The sequence below is a fragment of the Ruegeria sp. B32 genome, assembly GCF_025141855.1.
In the GTDB taxonomy this organism is placed as follows: Bacteria; Pseudomonadota; Alphaproteobacteria; order Rhodobacterales; family Rhodobacteraceae; genus Ruegeria; species Ruegeria arenilitoris.
The window spans coordinates 2,240,118-2,258,768 of record NZ_CP081106.1; the positions used below are offsets into that span (position 1 = coordinate 2,240,118).

At 56.8% G+C, this 18,651-nt stretch carries 18 protein-coding genes and 1 riboswitch; of the genes, 4 read left to right on the top strand and 14 right to left on the bottom strand.

Annotated elements, in window-relative coordinates:
- Positions 1-138: 138 nt before the first annotated feature.
- The 10 genes from K3752_RS11390 to K3752_RS11435 form a co-directional block, all read right to left on the bottom strand.
- Positions 139-420, bottom strand: coding sequence for a hypothetical protein (locus K3752_RS11390; RefSeq protein ID WP_260063285.1), 282 nt, complete (start codon positions 418-420; stop codon positions 139-141).
- A complete protein-coding gene (locus K3752_RS11395) occupies positions 407-631 on the bottom strand; it encodes a hypothetical protein (protein WP_409233600.1) in 225 nt (74 codons plus the stop codon). The genes K3752_RS11390 and K3752_RS11395 overlap by 14 nt, the downstream gene beginning before the upstream one ends.
- Positions 628-831: a hypothetical protein gene (locus K3752_RS11400; RefSeq protein ID WP_260063286.1), complete on the bottom strand. Its 204-nt coding sequence runs from the start codon at positions 829-831 to the stop codon at positions 628-630. The genes K3752_RS11395 and K3752_RS11400 overlap by 4 nt, the downstream gene beginning before the upstream one ends.
- Positions 828-1,136, bottom strand: a complete 309-nt coding sequence (locus K3752_RS11405) for a hypothetical protein (RefSeq protein WP_260063287.1) — start codon at positions 1,134-1,136, stop codon at positions 828-830. The genes K3752_RS11400 and K3752_RS11405 overlap by 4 nt, the downstream gene beginning before the upstream one ends.
- 625 nt (positions 1,137-1,761) lie before the next feature.
- Positions 1,762-2,640, bottom strand: a complete 879-nt coding sequence (locus K3752_RS11410) for an ArdC family protein (protein WP_260063288.1) — start codon at positions 2,638-2,640, stop codon at positions 1,762-1,764.
- A 481-nt stretch (positions 2,641-3,121) separates the two neighbouring features.
- On the bottom strand, positions 3,122-5,776 hold the full coding sequence (locus tag K3752_RS11415) for a TnsA endonuclease N-terminal domain-containing protein (RefSeq protein ID WP_260063289.1): 2,655 nt from the start codon (positions 5,774-5,776) through the stop codon (positions 3,122-3,124).
- On the bottom strand, positions 5,769-7,532 hold the full coding sequence (locus K3752_RS11420) for a DNA methyltransferase (protein ID WP_260063290.1): 1,764 nt from the start codon (positions 7,530-7,532) through the stop codon (positions 5,769-5,771). Before K3752_RS11420 ends, K3752_RS11415 begins: the two co-directional genes overlap by 8 nt.
- Complete coding sequence (locus K3752_RS11425; RefSeq protein ID WP_260063291.1) at positions 7,532-10,498, bottom strand: ATP-dependent DNA helicase; 2,967 nt, start codon at positions 10,496-10,498, stop codon at positions 7,532-7,534. The genes K3752_RS11420 and K3752_RS11425 overlap by 1 nt, the downstream gene beginning before the upstream one ends.
- Before the next feature lie 151 nt (positions 10,499-10,649).
- Positions 10,650-10,847 carry a hypothetical protein gene (locus K3752_RS11430; protein WP_054463755.1) on the bottom strand — a complete coding sequence of 66 codons (198 nt, stop codon included), beginning with the start codon at positions 10,845-10,847 and terminating at the stop codon, positions 10,650-10,652.
- A gap of 298 nt (positions 10,848-11,145) precedes the next feature.
- Entirely contained in the window at positions 11,146-11,400 is a 255-nt protein-coding gene (locus K3752_RS11435) for a helix-turn-helix domain-containing protein (protein WP_260063292.1), read from the bottom strand.
- A gap of 247 nt (positions 11,401-11,647) precedes the next feature.
- Between K3752_RS11435 and K3752_RS11440 the strand changes: the two genes are divergently transcribed.
- Positions 11,648-12,244: a DUF6088 family protein gene (locus tag K3752_RS11440; RefSeq protein ID WP_260063293.1), complete on the top strand. Its 597-nt coding sequence runs from the start codon at positions 11,648-11,650 to the stop codon at positions 12,242-12,244.
- 54 nt (positions 12,245-12,298) lie between these two features.
- Here K3752_RS11440 and K3752_RS11445 read toward each other — a convergent pair whose 3' ends face one another.
- From K3752_RS11445 to K3752_RS11460, 4 genes are all read right to left on the bottom strand, one after another.
- Positions 12,299-12,874 (bottom strand): PIN domain-containing protein, encoded by a 576-nt coding sequence (locus tag K3752_RS11445; protein ID WP_260063294.1) that lies wholly within the window; start codon positions 12,872-12,874, stop codon positions 12,299-12,301.
- Positions 12,871-13,335 (bottom strand): helix-turn-helix domain-containing protein, encoded by a 465-nt coding sequence (locus K3752_RS11450; protein ID WP_260063295.1) that lies wholly within the window; start codon positions 13,333-13,335, stop codon positions 12,871-12,873. The genes K3752_RS11445 and K3752_RS11450 overlap by 4 nt, the downstream gene beginning before the upstream one ends.
- Positions 13,336-13,523: 188 nt before the next feature.
- Complete coding sequence (locus tag K3752_RS11455; protein ID WP_260063296.1) at positions 13,524-14,387, bottom strand: hypothetical protein; 864 nt, start codon at positions 14,385-14,387, stop codon at positions 13,524-13,526.
- Positions 14,388-14,903: 516 nt separating this feature from the next.
- Entirely contained in the window at positions 14,904-15,860 is a 957-nt protein-coding gene (locus tag K3752_RS11460) for an NAD(P)-dependent oxidoreductase (protein ID WP_260063297.1), read from the bottom strand.
- 108 nt (positions 15,861-15,968) lie between these two features.
- Between K3752_RS11460 and K3752_RS11465 the strand changes: the two genes are divergently transcribed.
- From K3752_RS11465 to cobW, 3 genes are all read left to right on the top strand, one after another.
- Positions 15,969-16,844 carry a LysR family transcriptional regulator gene (locus tag K3752_RS11465; protein WP_260063298.1) on the top strand — a complete coding sequence of 292 codons (876 nt, stop codon included), beginning with the start codon at positions 15,969-15,971 and terminating at the stop codon, positions 16,842-16,844.
- Between the two features lie 72 nt (positions 16,845-16,916).
- Positions 16,917-17,122: riboswitch (cobalamin riboswitch) on the top strand.
- A gap of 81 nt (positions 17,123-17,203) precedes the next feature.
- Complete coding sequence (locus K3752_RS11470) at positions 17,204-17,587, top strand: DUF1636 domain-containing protein (protein ID WP_093962591.1); 384 nt, start codon at positions 17,204-17,206, stop codon at positions 17,585-17,587.
- 2 nt (positions 17,588-17,589) lie between these two features.
- Positions 17,590-18,645: a cobalamin biosynthesis protein CobW gene (gene cobW / locus K3752_RS11475; protein ID WP_170366528.1), complete on the top strand. Its 1,056-nt coding sequence runs from the start codon at positions 17,590-17,592 to the stop codon at positions 18,643-18,645.
- Positions 18,646-18,651 lie beyond the last annotated feature (6 nt).

An 18,651-nucleotide genomic window follows, 5' to 3' on the forward strand; every position in this document is an offset into this window, starting at 1 on the left:
CAGGCAGCTCTGTTATGGCATTTCGCCATAATTGATTCAATACTATAATATTGCATCAACTGCCTGTATTCCGTTTGGAGCAGCCCTACGCTGCGACCGCCGGGCAAAGCCTGGCCACATGCGCTAGGCATGGCACCACTAATCGTGGTTCCACGCCTCAGCATCGCCAAGCAATTGCAGCGCTATTGTGCGGGCCGCGCTTTCAGCGCTGGCATAGGTTTGATGATCGGGCAGCTCTTGCAGATCAAAGGGCTGTTGCGGGTCGTCCGGGGTCTCAACTCGGACATAGATTGCCCAGCCATCAATCAGTTCTGGATCATCACAATACTCCTGCCCGCCATCAGGCAGATTGCAGAACCCGTGAAGATGCACGCTGGCGCGGCCCTCTCGGGCCGCCTGCCTGATGTCAGAATATTCCATGCCAAACCTCTGCACTTTCCCCGATGAAAAATTCGTCAGGCTCGCCGTTCAGGCGGGTGCCATCCCGACTGGTCAAGCCGATAGCCGACCCGTTCCGCGTGAAGGTGATGAGATACTGCCCGAGGCGATCACGCGTCACCACATACCCGCTGTTGACCCAATGAACGCGGTTGCCCGCGTCCATTGCTGCTTTGATGTCTTCCAAGGTCATCGCAACGCCTCCTCAAGAATTGCGAGAGCCCCAAGACAATCGTCGATATATGGCTGTTCCTCGCCGTCCAGATCGTTCAGCTCCAGCCGGTTCAACACCGCGTAAAGCGTGGCGCGGGCCTCACGGGCGGCGCTTCGCAAACTCACGGTATCTTCCAGACGCGCCGTCGCAAAATCATCGCTGTGATGGTCAGGGGTCATCGGATTTCTCCCGCCTTGTGCTTCCAACGCGGGGCGACGTCTTTGAACGGCACCGTGAAGGGCGGCAGCGCGTCAAAGCCGTTCGAGCTCTTGGCAACCTTCACCTTGGCGCAGTCATCCTCGACGCTGAGGATCTCGACGCAGAACACACCGCCCAAACCTGACGGAACAACGATCTCTTTCAGCTCGTGTCGATGCTTCCTGCAATAGACGCAGGTGCTATAGAGTCCGTCGATGATATGACCGCCGGTCGTGCGATCACAGTCGCAGGTCCAGAATTTCGGGGGCTGATATTTGTGAGCCATTTGTGGCCTCCTTTTGGGTGCTGCGGTTGGGGCTTGGCTCCCCTTCCGCCAATGGGCTGCACACCGGCCAATCTGATCTGACCGAATACGCATGTATTCGGCGGAACAGAGTGGGTGGGGGCACAGCCCGACCCACGCCCCTGACGCGGCCAGTCAATGGGTCAAAGCCAGCAACTGGTGCGGCCCGCAGCGCGCCTTCGCGCGAGGACACGGGTTGCAGGCTTTGACGACGCGCCCGCGCGGCGCTTGCCCATTGACGGGACGTGACAGGGATGTTGGGCGGACCAATCAAATTGAAAGAAGCCTGAAGGAGGTGAGCGGGCTGAAAGCCAGTCGATCCTCCGCACAGTCCGTTTCTCAGAGCGGCCCGTGCGCAGCAGCACGGGCCACAATTTATCATCCCGATCAAAAATGCCTGCGCCCCGCCACGTGAAGCGGGCCGCAGGTGCTCAAAGCTCAACACCTGCTTTCAAGTTGCCGTCCGGATCCAGCCATGAACGGGCCTCGGCGCAATCTAGGCAAATGCACGAACAACTGCCTTTCACGATGACCGGCGCGAGAAAGATCACTGGGTTTGACGCGCCGCATTTGCGGCACGTCATTGGGGGTAAGATTGCGGGGCCGCTCATGCTGCGGCCGCTTTCGACTGACCTGCGGCTGCTAAGACAAAATCGGCTGCCTTCTGTGCCTCGGACGCCGCGCGAAAAATCGCCCGCTTGTCCTCTTTGAGAGCTTCCAACCACCCTTCAACATAGGCGGCGCTTTGGTCGAATTCCGGCGCGACGCCAATCTGAGCACCAAGGAAACAAGCACCAATTTCCGCCACCAGCTCCTCAAAGGCATAGGCTTCGCGGTTCGCAAATTTCTTGATCCGCTCCAGCCGCTTTTCGCTACCGGTCCAATGGATTGATTCATGGGCAAGGGTCGCAAAATACCCTTTCGCACTATGAAAGGTCGCTACGGGCGGCATATGGATGTGATCCTTGGCCGGGCTGTAATAGGCTCGCGGCTCATCGGTGGTCACGATCTCCGCACCCGTGCGAGCAAAAAACGCCTCAAGCTCGGGATCAGCCTCAGTGCCAAGATCGCGCGGGGCCTCGGGCCGGATGTAGTAATCCTCCGGCAAACCTTCGATCTGATCGGCATTGAAGACGCGGTATGCGCGCGCATAGGGCAATTCTTCTTCAATACCCAGCTCATTTTCTCGGGTGAACGTCCCGTATTTGACCACGGTCGACGACGTTTCACCTTTGCGGACCTGCCCACCCAGCTCTTGCGCCTGTTTGTAGGTCATCCAGCGGCTCGAAACATAGCCATGCTTAGCCGCCATGACCCAGAGCATCAGGATATTAATCCCGCGATACTCCTCGCCGTTGTGTCGGGTCGGCAGGGCAACGCCGGTCGCGCTCCCTGTCCACGGCTTGCGCCATGGCGGCGTGCCTGCCTCGATCTCTGCAATAATGGTGTCGGTGACGTGGGCATAAACATCAAACTTCGGTGCCATTTGTGGCCTCCTCGATCAAAGTGACGCGGGTGAGGCTTCGCGCCCCCTTCCGCCGATGGGCTGCGCCTCGGCCACCTGATCTGACCGAATACGCATGTATTCGGCGGAACAGAGTGGGAGAGGGCAAAGCCCGACCCACGGCCCTGAACGGGGCTGTCAATCGGCCACATTTGCGAAGAAAATGTCTGCGCCGAAATCAGACGCCAATTTGCTCCGCGAGGAATGGCTCGCCCGCGAGACAGGGGAAATTGGTGGCTTATTTTGGCGATGGCCCAAGGTTGACCGCCACGGTCAGAGATGTTGGGCGGACCAAACAAAATTGATGATGTCTGGATCGGGGTGAGCGGGCCCAGGGCCCGTTGAGCCTCGGTGCAGTCTACTGAGTCAAGTTGCCCGCGCGTGAAGGCGCGGGCTCCAAAGACAATTACTTAGCAAAAGTTCTTCAAAGCGCGAAAGACAGCGCCAGCGCTCTGGCAGGCGTTTAATTCATCAAGAATCTGAAATTGTGAGCTTCGGCGTCGGTGCCTTTAATGATCGCATATTCCATACCGGATGCGTCAGCCATCTGCTCAGCATACTCACGCTTAGCCTGCACGATCGGATCGTCGATCATGTTATCACCTTTGACCTCAACGATCACATAAGTCCCGTCGCCTTTTTCGAACAGAAAATCAGGATAGTAGCTCCGGACCATTCTTGATTCGGGATCCACATACTGGATGAAGAACTCGGACTGGCCATGGGTCAGCATCCCGGTGAAGTAAAGTTTTTTAACGGCTCCTTCCCGGATCAAATCCCAAAAGAGCGTCTGCTCCGGCCGCGAGTCAAAAGCATATGTGTCAAGGTGAAACGATTTCGAGGAAACAAGCTCATCGTCGACATCTTCATCTCTCACCACCAACTTGGGATCAGCCATTACCGAGTATGAGCCATTCTCCGGCACTCGTACGAGTTCGACTTCATGCTCCTCCGTGAGCTCGTGCTGCTCCAAATCATACAAGAGCCCGAAGAGACGCGGGATGACCACGTCGTAGAGCAATTCATTGTACTCATTGATCGCGTCGAGGATGTTCTCGATGCCTTCACCGGTGGATTGTAGGATAGCTTCGATTTCCAACGGGCTACGCCCCAAATACCTCGCGACTTCGGAGACAAGCATGATCTCGGAGAACTCGACTTTCTGCCTCAGTTCCGTCCGGTCGATGGTCTTGGAGGATGCCGTTTTGCCAATCTGAGAGGGTTCGATGCCGCTTTGTACGGTCTCAAGAAGGTTGTATTTCCCGGTCAGCATTTGCCAAGCGCTCTTATCAGCACGATTGATGCCAAGCTCCTGATTTGGAAGCAGCTCCTTTTCGATCAGTTCAAACGAACGGCGAACGCGTTGCAGCTTGATCCGCTCCACAGGTTCTTTAACCAGGATGTCGTAACGTTGCTTGTGGCTGTTTGCATTGTTCAGGTCGTCCGCAGAAAGCCTGAAGTTTTGGCTGAGCTCGTCGTTTAGAATCTGAAGGTTGTCAGCGGAAAGATATACGTGAGCGGTATGCTGGGTTTCACCGATTGCACGGAAACAACGCATCGTGGCCTGAAGAACAAAGACCTTCGACTTTGGGGTGCGGAACATCGCGACGCTGAATAGCGAACGACAGTTCCAACCTTCGCGCCCTTTGTTCACCAGCAGGATGAACTGCTTTTTGGAACCCGGCGTATCAAGACGAATGAACTCGCGAATATCGTCGTTCGTGGTCTTGTCGTCTCCGAGGTTTACCAGGATGCTGTCGGCCGGGAGCCCTTTCTCTTCTAGGATTTTTGCGACGAGCGGCTGGAGCTCGTTGCGCACCTCATCAATCGTGGTGGCGAAAATCGCCATCTTTGGCAGCAAACCTTCCGGTCGCAATCCGTCAGTCTTGGTAAGGAAGTCATCGATGGCGATGCGCAGGAACTCTTCCGACTTGGTGTTTGAATAGCCGTGCAAATCAGCCTTCTTCAGGTATTCGTTGGCGATCGCGTCACTCAAACCGTAGGCGTAGACGACTTCGGGCAGTACGGTTTGGCCGATATATGGCGTTCCAGTGTAGTTGAAACAGGCGACAACGCGCGTTCCTGCCCGCTCGAGGCGAGAGGCCAGCTTGTCGATGGTCGTGCGCAAGCTGTTGTCGGTTTCCTTCGCGCCGATCCCCATGTCCTTGGCCAGCTTCTTGCCGAAGGCGTGGTGGGCCTCGTCCACGTAGATGCCCAGCTGTCCAAGGCGGGTCAGCTTCTCAAACCGTTGGTTGGTGGTCAGTTCGCCTTCCTCTTCCGGCGTGTCGAAGTCGTACAGGTCAGCGGCGTCGGCATAGACGCTTCCGCTTTCCCTGAACGTATCCGGCGTCGCGCCGAACAGATCATCGATGGCGGTCTTTTCCTTGTTCTTCCGCTTCAGAATGATCTTCTGCGTGTTGGACACGATGACGTTGAACATGGACTGGTCGAGCGTGTCGAGCGACGTGCCCGCCTCTTCCAGAAAGTGGAACCGGATGTGGGAGGTTAGGAAGTTCACGTATTCCGGCGGCACGACCTTGGACAGATCAAAGGTTTCAAGCTCACGGAGCGACAAAAGCACCGTTTTATCAGGCGAGAACACCAGCGCGTTGTGGCAGTACTTCGGGTCTTTCTTCCATTTGTTGGCCAGGATGAACTCGTAGAAGATGCACGTGGCCATCAGGATGGTTTTGCCCGTGCCCATGGTCAGCGCGAAGATGTAGTTAGGATAGGCCCGCGCGTTCTTGCGCATCGCCTTGAACACGTCCTCATATTGCTTCTGGGAGAAGTCCTCGAAGAGGCTAATTTGGCCGTCGTCCGAGGCCACGCCACCCTCGGCACGATCGGCAAAGACGCCCTCTTTCTCGTACCAGTCCTTAAAGATCTGTTCGATGCGCTTGTTGTCGAGGAACTCTTTCAGAAAGACATAGATCTCGAGCGCCTCAAACTGCGGTGTGCGCAGGTAGGCATGGGCATTGGCCGGATCGTTGAAGTCGAGGAACTTCTTCGACAGGTCGCGATAGCTGCGCCGGATTGTCTTCTTGTTCTGCTGGTAGAACGTCAGAAGGAACTTGAAGAAGGCGAATTCGCCAAGGGCGGCGTCGGTCTTTTTAGGCATCGATGCTGCCTTCCCAGGATTCCGACAACAGATCGGTGATCTTCACGCGCACCGTGCCTGCGTCCTCGGGCACCTTGTAGCGGCCGCTGACCAACTCGTTCTTTTCGGGCACGTCCAACTCAACCGGCTGCAAGATCGCGCCGTCGTAGTTCCAGTCCACCATGATGCTTTCGACCATCTCGCGCCAATCGGTGACTTGTTCCTTCTGGAGCGAGAGCTTCTGCAGCAAGTTCATCGGGTAGAAGCGTTCGATTTCCAAATGGCCGTCATTGATGGCCAAGCGTGCCTCGGAGTCGCGTTTGAATTCGAGCTGCGATTTGTCGCGCAGGATGTCCACGACCTCCACATCGATTTTGTGGGGCTTCACTTCGAGTTCGAGCTGCGCCTTCAGATCGGGCTCGTGCCCCATGCAGACGAGCAGAATTTTTTCGACCGGCTGGTTCGGGCTCGCGTTTTGGCGGCGATCAAAGGCCTTATAGTCAAAGCCAGCGATCAGCTCGGACAAGTCTGCCTTGGTTGCGATGCGATTGACCGGCATGATCTTGACCATGCGCCCGTCTTTTTCGCCGTCGTAGATGGAGCTGGTTTCAATAGTCTGGATTTCAAGCGCTTCCGCCAACAAGCCCTTGGCCTCTACCGGGTTTCGGAACACATCGTAGTTGTTGACGTTGTACACCTCAAATCCGGGCATCGTGGTGTCGCCAAGTTCCTTGGGCTGTTCGATCAATTTGATGAGACGTTTGGTGGTGGTTTGGACGGACCCCAAATTGATGTCGGCTCCGATAAAGCGACGCCCCAACTTGGCTGCGACTGCTTGGGTGGTGCCCGAACCCATGAAACAGTCAAAGACTAAACCGTCATCAGGGCTATTGTTTGCGATTATACGTTCAAGCAACTCTTCAGGCTTTTGCGTCGGATACCCAACCCTTTCCGGTTTGTTGCCAGCCAAAACTGAGATGTCCCACACATCACGCATGGGCATGCCTTTTGTTTCTTCTTCTGAAGTGATTTTCCGGGTGCCACTTTCTGGATCAAGAATTTGCGTCTTTCCGCCGAACCGCTTCATGTAGCTTTCGGACGCCCCCTCATATTCGACATGGAACACACGATTTTCGGAAGAAGTCTTCCTGTAGAAAAAAATTACATCGTGCATGCTCTGATATTTCTTGGAAGTCGAAGGCCATCGACGGTAGCTCCAGATGATTTCGTTGAGAAAGTTTGTGTGTCCAAAGATCTCATCGAGCATCAGCTTTATTGAATGCGAGACGCCAGGATCAACGTGAACGAACAGTACACCTCGTTCAGACAAAAGCTCCCGGATGACCGCAAGGCGCTCATACATGAACTGAAGATAACCGTCATTGGTCCAGATGTCAGAATACTGCTTTTCTTCAAAGCTTCCGGAATCGTTTAGGACCTTTTCGCCGCGCAGTTTGATCTTCTTTTTATAGTCAGCTTTCGAGTCAAATGGCGGATCGATATAGACCAGGTCCACCTTACCCCTGAACTCTTTCAGAAGGTGGCTCATCACCTGAAGGTTGTCGCCCCAGAAGATCTTGTTGCGCCAACCGTCCACCTCTTCGCCATAGGTTTCCTTCAGCTGCGCCGGATAGAACTGGGTCGAGGTGAAGGGTCGCTTGCCGCGCCAATTGAGCATCGGATAGCCCTTGATAGGCTGGAACTTGTACCCCTCGACAGAAGAGACCTCTCCCGCCGCGACCGGCCCCAAATCCATATCTTTTTGTTCGTCAGCCATCACGCACCGCCCGCCTTGAATTTCCAATTTTTCATATCGCAATAGGCCCGCATATCGCAGTTCTCACACAGCTTTGCCGGGCGCTCCTTGATCGCATAGTCGCGGCCCTCAATCCGGTCCACGACAGCGTCAAACGATGCGATAGTTTTGCCAATAGCTTTACCGTCCTTTTCGAACGAAATAAACGGGTTACTGTCCTGCTCGCCGGTATAGTAGAGATGCGTCTTGCTGACCGTCTCGCCTGTCCGCTCCTCGACCAGGTGCGCGTAAACCTCAAGCTGACGCTGATATTGGCGCAGACGGCTGCGGTCTTTTTCCATGTCTGGCTTGCGCTCGGATTTGAAGTCGATCAGCTCGACCGTCCCGCCTTCGCCCCTGATCAGGTCCACGCTACCCTTTAAGATGTAGCTGTCCTTAACCAGCGAAATGTCGACCTCGGCCTCCTTCAGCCGGTCAAAGTGCTTCCGCTCGCGGTCCACATACCGCTCAACGTGGCTTTGCGCCGCTCTGAGCGATTGAGGGGCCAGATACTGTCGCTCGCGCTTGGACAAGTAGTGGTAGTTCGTGTCGAACCAGAGCTTGATCTGATCCACTGTGACCAGGTGCGGTTCGCCGCGCAAGACGGCTTTGTGCACGTCCTCAATCGTCTGGTGCACCAATGTACCAAAGAGCTGCGCCCCGGCGCGGATCGGCTGGAACTCAAGTTCTTTGAAGAACCGGTACTGTTCGGCGCAATTCTCGAACAACGTGATGTGCGATGTGAAGGAATACTCACGTTTGAGGTTCACATCCTTGACCTGTTCGAAGTCGAAGTTTTCGACTACAAATTTTGGATCGCGCCAATGGGGCAGATCGTGGAAGAAGTCATCGAAGTACCGCGACGGAGACCGCCCACGCCCTTCTTTGACCTCGGTGGCCAGCACCAAAAGGTTCTGCGCCCGCGAAAAGGCGGTGTAGTAGAGCCGTCGGAAGTCAAAGAACTTGGTCCGCTCCATCGGTTCGAACGGTGGCTTGTTTAGGTAGGGTTCAAGAAGCTCATCAATATCAGTCCACTGTTTGCGCGGCGTCGCCTCGAGCGATCCGCAGATCACAATCGGGAACTCGAGCCCCTTGGACTGGTGGATGGTCAAGAAGGAGACGCACCCACTTGGTGCGTATTCGCTGTCATCCTCGTACTCGTTGATCCCGCCCTCGTGCAAAAATTTGAGGTAGCGGTTGAACAGATCCCGGATATTTTGGTCCAAGAAGCGTGGGTTCAGAACCGTTATGTAGTGAAGATATTCGAACTTCACCAACAGCTGGGAAAACGTCGCAAGGTTGCGAGCCGCGCGTCCCTTATCAACGCCGGTCAGTTGGTCTTCTTCCAGAAAACGGCTGAAGAGAGGAAACTGCAGGAGCTGGTAGAAAAGCCCGGAAAACGCATAGTCAGCGTCGGCGGTCAGGTTTAGATGCCGTTTGGCCAGAGGGCGCGCCCATTCCAGCAACCGCTTATTCTCTGGTTTGCGCAGTTCCTGAACGAACAGCTTGAAACACTGCTCGTCATAGTACTCCCAAACACGCATCTCGAGGTCTGCACGCTCTTGCCGGACATCAGCAAACTGCGGGAACAGGAAGATCAGCGCACCGATCATCAACCTGATCTCTTCGCGTTCAAAATAGAGATTGGAGCGCGGCGAGTAGACAGGGATACCATTGGCCTCGAGGTGTCGGGCAAGCGCGAGAACCTTGTCGTTTTTCACGGACCTGAACAGAAATGCGACTTGGTTCCAGTCTGTCAGTTCGCCAGACTCCTCAAGATGGCGCAAGAACTCATAGACCTCGTCCTGAAAGTCATTGTCGTCAGTTTGAGTGATTTTCAGAACCGAGCTGACGTCCGCAAAATCGTCGGGGCGCGGTTCGATAACCTTGTCATATCGGTATTGCGCGTCCTCATCGCTCCATTCTTCATCGGCGATCCAAGAGTTGTAGAAGTCGATAATTTTGGGGTCAGAGCGATAGTTGACCGTAAGGGATACTTGTTCGCACTCGCCCTTCGCAAAATTGCTGGGGTACTCCAGAATGTTCCGAATGGTCGCACCTCGAAACCGGTACAAACCCTGATCATCGTCGCCTACGACGCACAGGTTTTTCGTGTCACCAGCCAAGAGAAAGAGTATCTGCTCCTGAATTGTGTTCGTGTCTTGGTACTCATCGACCATCAAGTGGGAGAACTTGGATTTCAGGCCCTCCAAGACATCGGGGTTTTCCTTCAACAACCGCAAAGCTTCGAACTGAATTCCCGAAAAATCTAGCGCATTCGCCTCATCCAAGAGCTGCTGATAGGTCACGAAACACTCGGCTAGCGCCTGAAGCGACGCTTGCTCTGAACCTTCAAGCGCCTTGATGTCCAGCGTCTCTTCCGTGATTTTGTTCAGCCACTTTAGGAGCTGTGTCGATTGATACCAACGCCCAGACCGGTCTTCGCCGATTAGTTCGGTTACTCCTTCGATGCCTTTGAACTCTTTGAGGCGTTGGTAGAGGAAGTATTGCTGATCAAATTGGTCGAGAAGATTGAAACTGCGCTTTAGCCTCGTGAACTCGCTATGATCCTTTAAGATGCGAAGGCATAAAGAATGAAAAGTACCAATGTACATCTCGTTGACGTTGAATCTAAGCCCGGCGGACATCAATCGGTTTGAAATGCGGGTTGTTAGCTCTTGAGCCGCTTTTTCTGTGAAAGTTACGACCAATAGAGATTCAGCCGTGGCTTGTCCGGCCGCGATCAATGCGACAACGCGTTCCACAAGGGTGTACGTTTTTCCTGAGCCCGGGCCTGCGATAATTAAGACTGGCCCATCTGAGCATTCAATCGCACGCTTTTGACTTTCGTTTGCTAGCGAACTTGAAATTGTTCTGGCTCCTAAAAAACTTGCTGCAACTAAATGGCGCTGGCTTAAATCGATACTCAGCCCGACTCGAACTGCCACACACGCCTAGATTGTCGCCGAAAACCCAGCATTCGGCCAGCCCAACTTCAATCGGCAGGCCAATGAATTTTCAATGAAAAGCCCTTTCTCGACTTGGTTTCGTAAAGCTTTCCCCAAAAGCCAGGGCGGGAAACCCGCCCTGGCGCTGAGGTCATTCGGTGACCGGTTCTTCATCGCGGCGTGGGAAGGCGACCATTTCAACGTCGGGAAACATGCTGTGCTTGACGTTGATCGACGTGATGTTGCCGCTGTCGTCGGTGTTGACGAAGAGGACGCCGCAGCGGTCCCAGAAGTTCTTGCCGTCTTTTTCGCCGGATTTGACGTTCAGTTTCAGAGTTTGAGTAGCCATTTGTTGATCCTCATTTTGAGTGTTTCGATGAACATGACCAAAGCTGGCACCAAGGGGCTGTCAGCGAGAAACTTGCCTCGCGAGGAATGCGCTGGCGCAGGGGAATTTTCTTGTTGAAGCGGGGCCTGCACCGCGTCCGGCACGGCTGCCCGCTTATGTTCAGCAATCAGAAACACGGCGCTGAGGATCTGAGTTCGGCACTCACATACTGAACGGAGTCGTCATGCTGCGTCACAAGAGCTGAGGACCAAGAAAAACCGCTGCGGCTTAATGGCGGTCACTCCGTCACTGCGGGGCTTCAGTCGAATATGTTGTCAAAATCAGATGCAGTGCCCTTGCTGCGTGTTCTGACCAAAAGCTCTAGGTCGAGGGCTGCCAACAGCGCCAAGATCGTGTCGAGCTTTGTACCGCCCCGCCCGGCCTCAACTTTCGATATCGTTTCCTGCCAAACACCGCTGCGCGTGGCGAGATCGGCCTGCGTTAAGTTTTTCTCTCGACGAGCCTGACGGATCGCATGTCCAAGATCTCGGGGAATTCGAACGAAGTTCTTCAAGCCTGCCTCCAGCGCCGCCTATGATGCCTAGATCATAGATCCTATATATGATCTAAAGATCATAAACGTAGCAGTCTAGCCCACGACAACTTACGCTGCAGCGTAATTTTCCTACTTTTGCGCTGTAGCGTAAATTTTGCACCAGTTCTCCTTTTTGCCCTATGCAGGTTGCACCTACCGAGGGGTTGTTCCATGGTCCGTTGACTTTCAGAAAAACATACCATATTTTCTGACAAGGAGTTCGAACATGATTACGTCAAACATCAAGCAACGCATCATCGGAAAAGGTCGTGGCGCAATCTTTGCGCCGACCGATTTTCTCGACATCGGATCCCGCGCAAGCGTAGATCAGGCCCTGTCACGCCTTGCTGATCAGGGTGTGATCCGCCGACTGACGCGGGGGCTGTATGACTACCCGAAGAAGAGCCCGCGCTTCGGATTTCTGTCGCCTTCCGCCGATGACATCGCAAAAGCTGTTGCTCGAAAGGACGGTCAGATCTTGCAACCTTCTCCTTCGATGGCTGCCAATCAGTTGGGCCTTTCCACTCAGGTACCATCCAAGCCGACCTATATGACCGACGGCCCAACCCGCACTAAGAAAGTTGGGCGGCAAGTCATCCAGTTCCGCAAGGCATCCCCCAAAACATTGGTCGGCGCAGGACATAAGACTGGGGTTGTCTTCCAGGCGTTGCGTTATGTCGGCAAGGACCGTGTAGACAGTCAAATCGTCGACCGCCTTGCACGCGCACTGGACGACAATGATCGGAAGCTCTTGGTAAAGCAAAGCAGGCACGTCCCTGCATGGATGCACCCTGTCGTGCAACAGATTGTAGAGCGTAGATAGAAATCAACGTGTTCGCTGGAGACCGTCTCCAGTGCGATCTACCGTCGCATAAGCCTAAAGTAGCTCTACGTATTCGTGCAAAATTTCAGCGGTTTGAAATAGCGCTCGAGCCTTGATCCGCAGCAATAATGCTTCTGCGTCCATGTCAGGATTTTTGAACCGCTCACGCATTTTCCTCAGGGCAACTACAGCTGCGAGTGGGTCAAGTTCGATTGCATCAGAAATAAACTCGTCTGCAGATATTGCATCGATGTCAAAAGGGACGAGTGCTTCGCTTGGGAAATCCTTAAGGTTTTCCGTCACAATTACCTGAGCGGATGTTGTGATCGCTGCAGCAAGAACATGGCGGTCATCAGGATCCGGCAACTGCAAACCAGCCTCAAGCCCAGCATACCCAGTAACGCACGCTTCGGGGAAAGCGCGCTCCATAGCGGAACGCTGCTTGTTAGTGTCAGCCCCGCCCTTCGTAATCTTGGCTATTGCACCGGCAGTCTCATCCATAATTCTATCGCTCCACCGCGGCCGGAAAAAACCGGCCTCGGCCAGCGACAAGATTATGTTTCTGCGCATCGCGCACGCCAGGACATTTGCGTCAATCAGTGCCGTGAAACGGTCGGCATAGTCACTCATAAAAGATCGTTCTCCATGTCCATTGCCGCGAGGTCAGACAATGCGTCAGAGCGATCAGTGTCGCGTTTCTTTTTGTATTCAAACAGATCTGCTGCTTTCACACGGCGATGGCGACCTGTTTTGAAGAAGGCGATTTCCCCGTCTTCTAGCAGTTTCACGAGGTGTGGGCGCGATACGTTCAACAAATCGGCCGCTTGCTGGGTGGTCAGCTCTGCATCCACAGGGATCATCCGAAACCCTCTGCCGCTTGAAACCAACCGCAACAACTCCATCAAGGATGCCGCGAGAGCTGGAGCCAACGTCACAGGTTCAATCTGCTTCTCGCCAAATGCCAAACTCAGCTCAACGGCCTCATCACCGTTCACTTGCGAGGCAAGGATGCGGCGAAGACTGTCAGCATTCTCAATTTCAACCTGATCCGGCAAACGTTCTGCGAACGCCTCATTTGCTTGCATCATCATGGGTTCTCTCCTTTTCCTACGATGGGATCTTGCGCCCCATTCGAAATATTCAAAATAAACGAAATAAACGTAAATGCAAGCAACGCTTCGTTCACAATTTGAAGAACCTCCTAGGTTGGTTGACCCTCTCGCCAACAGAAAAGCTTCACTTCCGAGCCAAGCCACATCGCCTCCGATCACCGCTTCGCTCACACCTGCAGCCCCGCAGCGCGCACCTGCTCAGGCGTCACTAGCTTTGAAGCGATCAAATCCTCGATCTGCCGGTTGGTGATGTGGCGGCACAGAGGATGGCGCTCGTGGATCCACTCGGCGAGGCTGGCGCGCCCTTTGACTTCGGCTTCTCGCGCCTTCTCGCGGTCTGCCTGGATCTGGGCCAGTCCCTTCTCCCACCGGCGCATCTTGAACCAGTTGTCCGAGAAACAGACCTTGCTGCGCGTGTAGCCTTCGCTTTCCTTGGCATAGGCTTTAACCGCCTGACGCAGGTCATCGGGCTCCACACCGGCTTTCACAACCGCTGCGATCAGGCGCAGACTGGTCCGCCGGTCTCGGATCCTGTCTTCGGGATAGGTCGCCAAGATCTTCTCAGATTCAAAATCTTCAACCTCCTCCGCCGCCTCGCGCCTGCGCGTAGGTGGTTTATGGATGGTTTTAGGATGGTTTGGGGTCCACCGTGAACCCCGTACCCCGTTCACCGTGGACCCCGTACCGGGTTCAGGCTGGACGGGGTTCACAGTGACCCCCGTGTCGATGTCGGGCTCGGCCGTGGGTTCGAGCGCGGCCACGCGATCCAGAACAATGCGGTAAATGACGGTGTAGCCGTTCTTGCAGTGCCGCCGCCCTGTCTCGATCAGAATACCTTCACGCAGGAAGTCGATGATGGTGCGCTTGACCGTGCTCTCGCTGAGCTCTGTGTGGCGCTGGATCGTCCCCTTGGAACACCAGATTCCCGAGCCGTCATCGCTCGCCTTGTCGGCCAGGAACATGATGATCTGCTTGCGCGCAGCGCTGCCAAAGCGGCGCTCGGCGCACTCATTTGCGATGCGCCAGCTCATTGGACCACCTCGCCTTTCAGAGGCCACGAAAAAGGCGACTGAGCGTTTGCGGTGCGGCGCTGGCCTGTGCTAACGTGTTTCGGAAGCTGACAGGCTTTTTCTATTTGGCCCCGGTTCACAGTTGCCGCTGTGACGGGGCCTTTTTCGTTTTGAACCGGCGAATTTGGCTTTGAAACTTTCGCTTTTTGTTCACTTTTTGTCAGGGGGTGTTTTGCACCCTTAAGCCGTTGTTTTCGCTCGCGCTCTTTCTGGATTGCAAATCCGTGTACACCGGTTCGATTCCGGTACTCGCCTCCAACTTTCCAGCCTCGCATTGCATCGCTGTTCTCTGGTCCTGTGATAGTCGCCTGGACCAGTTTGTTGATACGAAACGCCAAAATACGCGCGGAGATGGTTAGCGCAGCCGAGCTAACCAGTAATTTCCGGGCAAGGATTTAGTCCGCGCTGGGTCACCAGCGACGCGGTCGGTACATGCGAGCCCCCCCGGAAAGGGCGTGCCTTGCGCTGACCGTCGGCTCAAACCGTGCTTCGGCCTTGAGGAATCACCTCATACCCCGGCTCTTCTGGTTCATCGTCCTGCATCTCGGCCGGAAAACCGGGCGCGGTAATGCTCAGCCCGGTTGCATCCTCGAGCCGTCGAATGACGTTGGGCGACAGCTCGCGCGCGCCATAGCGGGCGATGGCGTCGTCGAAGATCTTAATCATCAACGGGTTCATCTCCAACGGCACGCCGGCGCGGTCGGCGACCTCCTGGAACAGGCCGATATCCTTTTTCACCAGGTCCATGGTGAAGGAAATATCGCGCGAGCCGTTCAGGATCACCTGGCTTTCGGTTTCATGCACGAAGGACGTGCCGGACGAGATCTTGATCGCCTCGTAGGTGGTGTTCAGGTCCATCCCGGCGGCCTTTGCGGTCACCAGCGCCTCGGCGCAGGTGATCAGGTTGGCAGTGGCCAGATAGTTGGTCAGCACCTTCAGAACCGAGGCCGTGCCCAGATCGCCGGTATGCAGAATGCGCCGGCCCATGGTCGTAAGGAACGGCAGGATACGCTCGAACGTGGCCCGGTCGCAGCCCGCGAAGATCGAGATATTGCCCGTGGCCGCCCGGTGGCACCCGCCCGAAACCGGGCAGTCCACCGCCGCCCCGCCGCGTTCGATCACCATGGCCCCCAGGCGTTTGACCTCGGCCTCGTCGGTGGTGGACATCTCCATCCAGATCTTACCGTGGGTAACCTCGGGCAGCATCTGCTGCATCACTGCGTCCGAGGCAGCGGGCGACGGCAAGCAGGTGATGACCGCATCGCAATCGCGCATCATCTGGGCCGGGCTTTCACCGGCTTTTGCTCCCTTGGCGGCGAACTCCGCCACAAGATCGGGGTTCAGGTCGTGTACCGTCAGGTCGATACCGTTGCGCAGCAGCGACCCCGACAGCTTGCACCCCACATTGCCCAAACCGATGAAACCGACCTTCATGTTCTGCCCTCCCGCAGGCGCAATTTCGTTGGCACGAGTATTTCCGTTGCCCATCGACAAAAGAAACGAATAATAAGTCAATCTAAATGCAAAATATTTTGGTGCTGAATGGACCGCCTGCCCAATCCGGCCTGGCTGCGCAGCTTCGAAGCCGCCGCCCGCCATCTGAATTTCACCACCGCCGCGCAGGAACTGGGCCTGACCCAGACGGCGGTGTCGCTGCATATCCGCTCGCTCGAGGCGGACCTCGGGCAGCCGCTTTTTGCCCGCAACGCCCGACACCTGTCGCTGACCGAGCTGGGCCAGTCCTATGCGCTGACCGTGCGCCGGGCGCTGTCGGATATTGCGCTGTCCACCAACAGCTTGTTCGGCCCCGCCTCGCGGCAGGCGCTGACCATCCGGGCGGCGATATCGACGATGACCTACTGGATCGCGGCCGAGCTGCCCGCGTTCAGCGCCCAGCACCCCGAGATCCCGGTGCGGCTGGTGTCGCATATCTGGAACGACTCGGCCGCGCCTGCGGATGTGGACGTGGAAATCCGGCTGGGCTATGGCGACTGGCCCGGAGTTGCGGCCGAACAGCTGTGCTCGGAACGGCTGGTGCCCGTCTGCCGGGCGCAGGACCCGGCGCCAGACCTGCAAAACGGCCCGTTGATTCACATTCTGGGGTATGAGGACAACTGGGCGCGGTACTTCGAGGCCACGGGCACCGACCTGCCCGACCGCCCCGCGCGTAATTCGGCGGATACGACCGTCACGGCGCTGCAACTGGTGATGGCCGGCGCTGGCTATGCCACCGTTCTGGAGCGGTTCGCGCGCAACACCATCGCCCAGGGCGCGCCGATCCGGGTTGCGGGGCCGGCGATTCCCTTTGCCCAGTCGCATTATCTGATCCGCAGCGTCAGCGCGGCGCCTCCGTCCATCCCTGCCCAGTTGTTCCTGGCCTGGCTGCGCGACCGGCTGGCCGGCGATGCCGCGGATTGATCCCGGCAAGTCGCTTTTTCGATCCGACGCGAGGCACTTGGCCCCGCGCGCTTGACAACCCCCCTGCCCGTGCCGCATGTCGCTTGCGTTGGTGTCTGTGCAAGCAGATGAAAAGGGAATGCGTCAGCGGTTTTCCGTCAAACGCAGCCGCCCCCGCGACCGTGACCGGAGAGGGTGCCCAAATGCCACTGGCTGCTGGCCGGGAAGGCGGGACATCCGACAGAGCGCCGCTCTGACATCCGCAAGCCGGGAGACCTGCCAACGCCCGAAGACAAACCGGACGGGGTGTTCCGGTGTCGGGCCCATGTCCGCAACGTGGCCCGCGCATACCCCGTCCCCCGACAACCGAGTGAGGGGGGATGAGAGACGTGACCGAGACCACACCAGTTGAACTGCTGGTCTGCACCACCTGCCGACGCGGGCTGCCCATCGAGGATGACGCCCAACGCCCCGGCACGCTGCTGCACAAGGCGCTGGCCGCTGCCGACCTGCCCGAGGGCATCACCCTGAAGCCGGTCGAATGCCTGTCGAACTGCGATCAGGGCTGCTCGATCGTTCTGCGCGGCGGGCCGTCGCGCTGGACCTTCGTCTATGAAAACCTGAACGAATCCGACCATGTCGAGATCATCGTCGAAGGCGCCACCAAATATCTGGCCGCCGATGATGGCCTTGTGAAATGGCGCGACCGCCCTGAACATTTCCGCAAGAACTGCGCCGCCCGCATTCCCCCGATTGGAGCCTGAGCATGAGCACCCTCGAAAAACTTCCCGTCACCGTCATCACCGGCTTTCTCGGCTCGGGCAAGACCACGCTGATCCGCCATCTGATGCAAAACCCGCAGGGCAAGCGGCTGGCCGTGGTGGTCAACGAATTCGGCGACGTGGGCGTCGATGGCGAAATCCTGAAAAGCTGCGCGATCCCCGACTGCCCGGCGGAAAACATCATGGAACTGGCCAATGGCTGCATCTGCTGCACCGTGGCCGATGACTTCATCCCCACGATCGAGGCGCTGATGGCGCTCGACCCGCGCCCCGATCACATCCTGATCGAAACCAGCGGTCTGGCCCTGCCGAAACCGCTGCTCAAGGCGTTCGACTGGCCCGACATCCGTTCCAAGATCACCGTGGACGGCGTGATCGCTCTGGCCGATGCCGAGGCCGTGGCCGCAGGCCGCTTCGCCCCGAATGTCGCGGCGGTGGATGCCCAGCGCATGGCCGATGACTCGATCGACCACGAAACGCCCCTGTCCGAGGTGTTCGAGGATCAGATCTCGTGCGCCGACATCATCCTGCTGACCAAGCCTGACCTGGCCGGCCCCGAAGGCGTGGCCAAGGCGCGCGAGATCATCGCCGCCGAGGCGCCCCGCCCCCTGCCCGTGGTCGAAGTGGCCGAGGGTGCGGTGGACGTGCGCGTGGTGCTGGGGCTGGAGGCCGCAGCCGAGGACGACATGGACGCCCGCCCCTCGCATCACGATGGCCATGACGACCACGAACATGACGATTTCGAAAGCATTGTGGTCGAGCTGCCAGAACAGACCGACCCGGCGCAGCTGGTCGCCAATATCGAGCGTCTGGCGAACGAGCTGAACATCCTGCGGGTCAAGGGCTATGCCGCCGTTCAGGGCAAGCCGATGCGCCTGCTGGTCCAGGCGGTCGGCGCGCGGGTGCGGCACCAGTATGACCGCCCGTGGAAACCCGAGGAAGAGCGCCGCTCGCGCCTTGTGGTCATCGCCGAGCATGACGACATCGACGAGGCCGCGATCCGCGGCATCCTGACGGGCGTCACCGAGGCCGCCGAGTAAGCACCG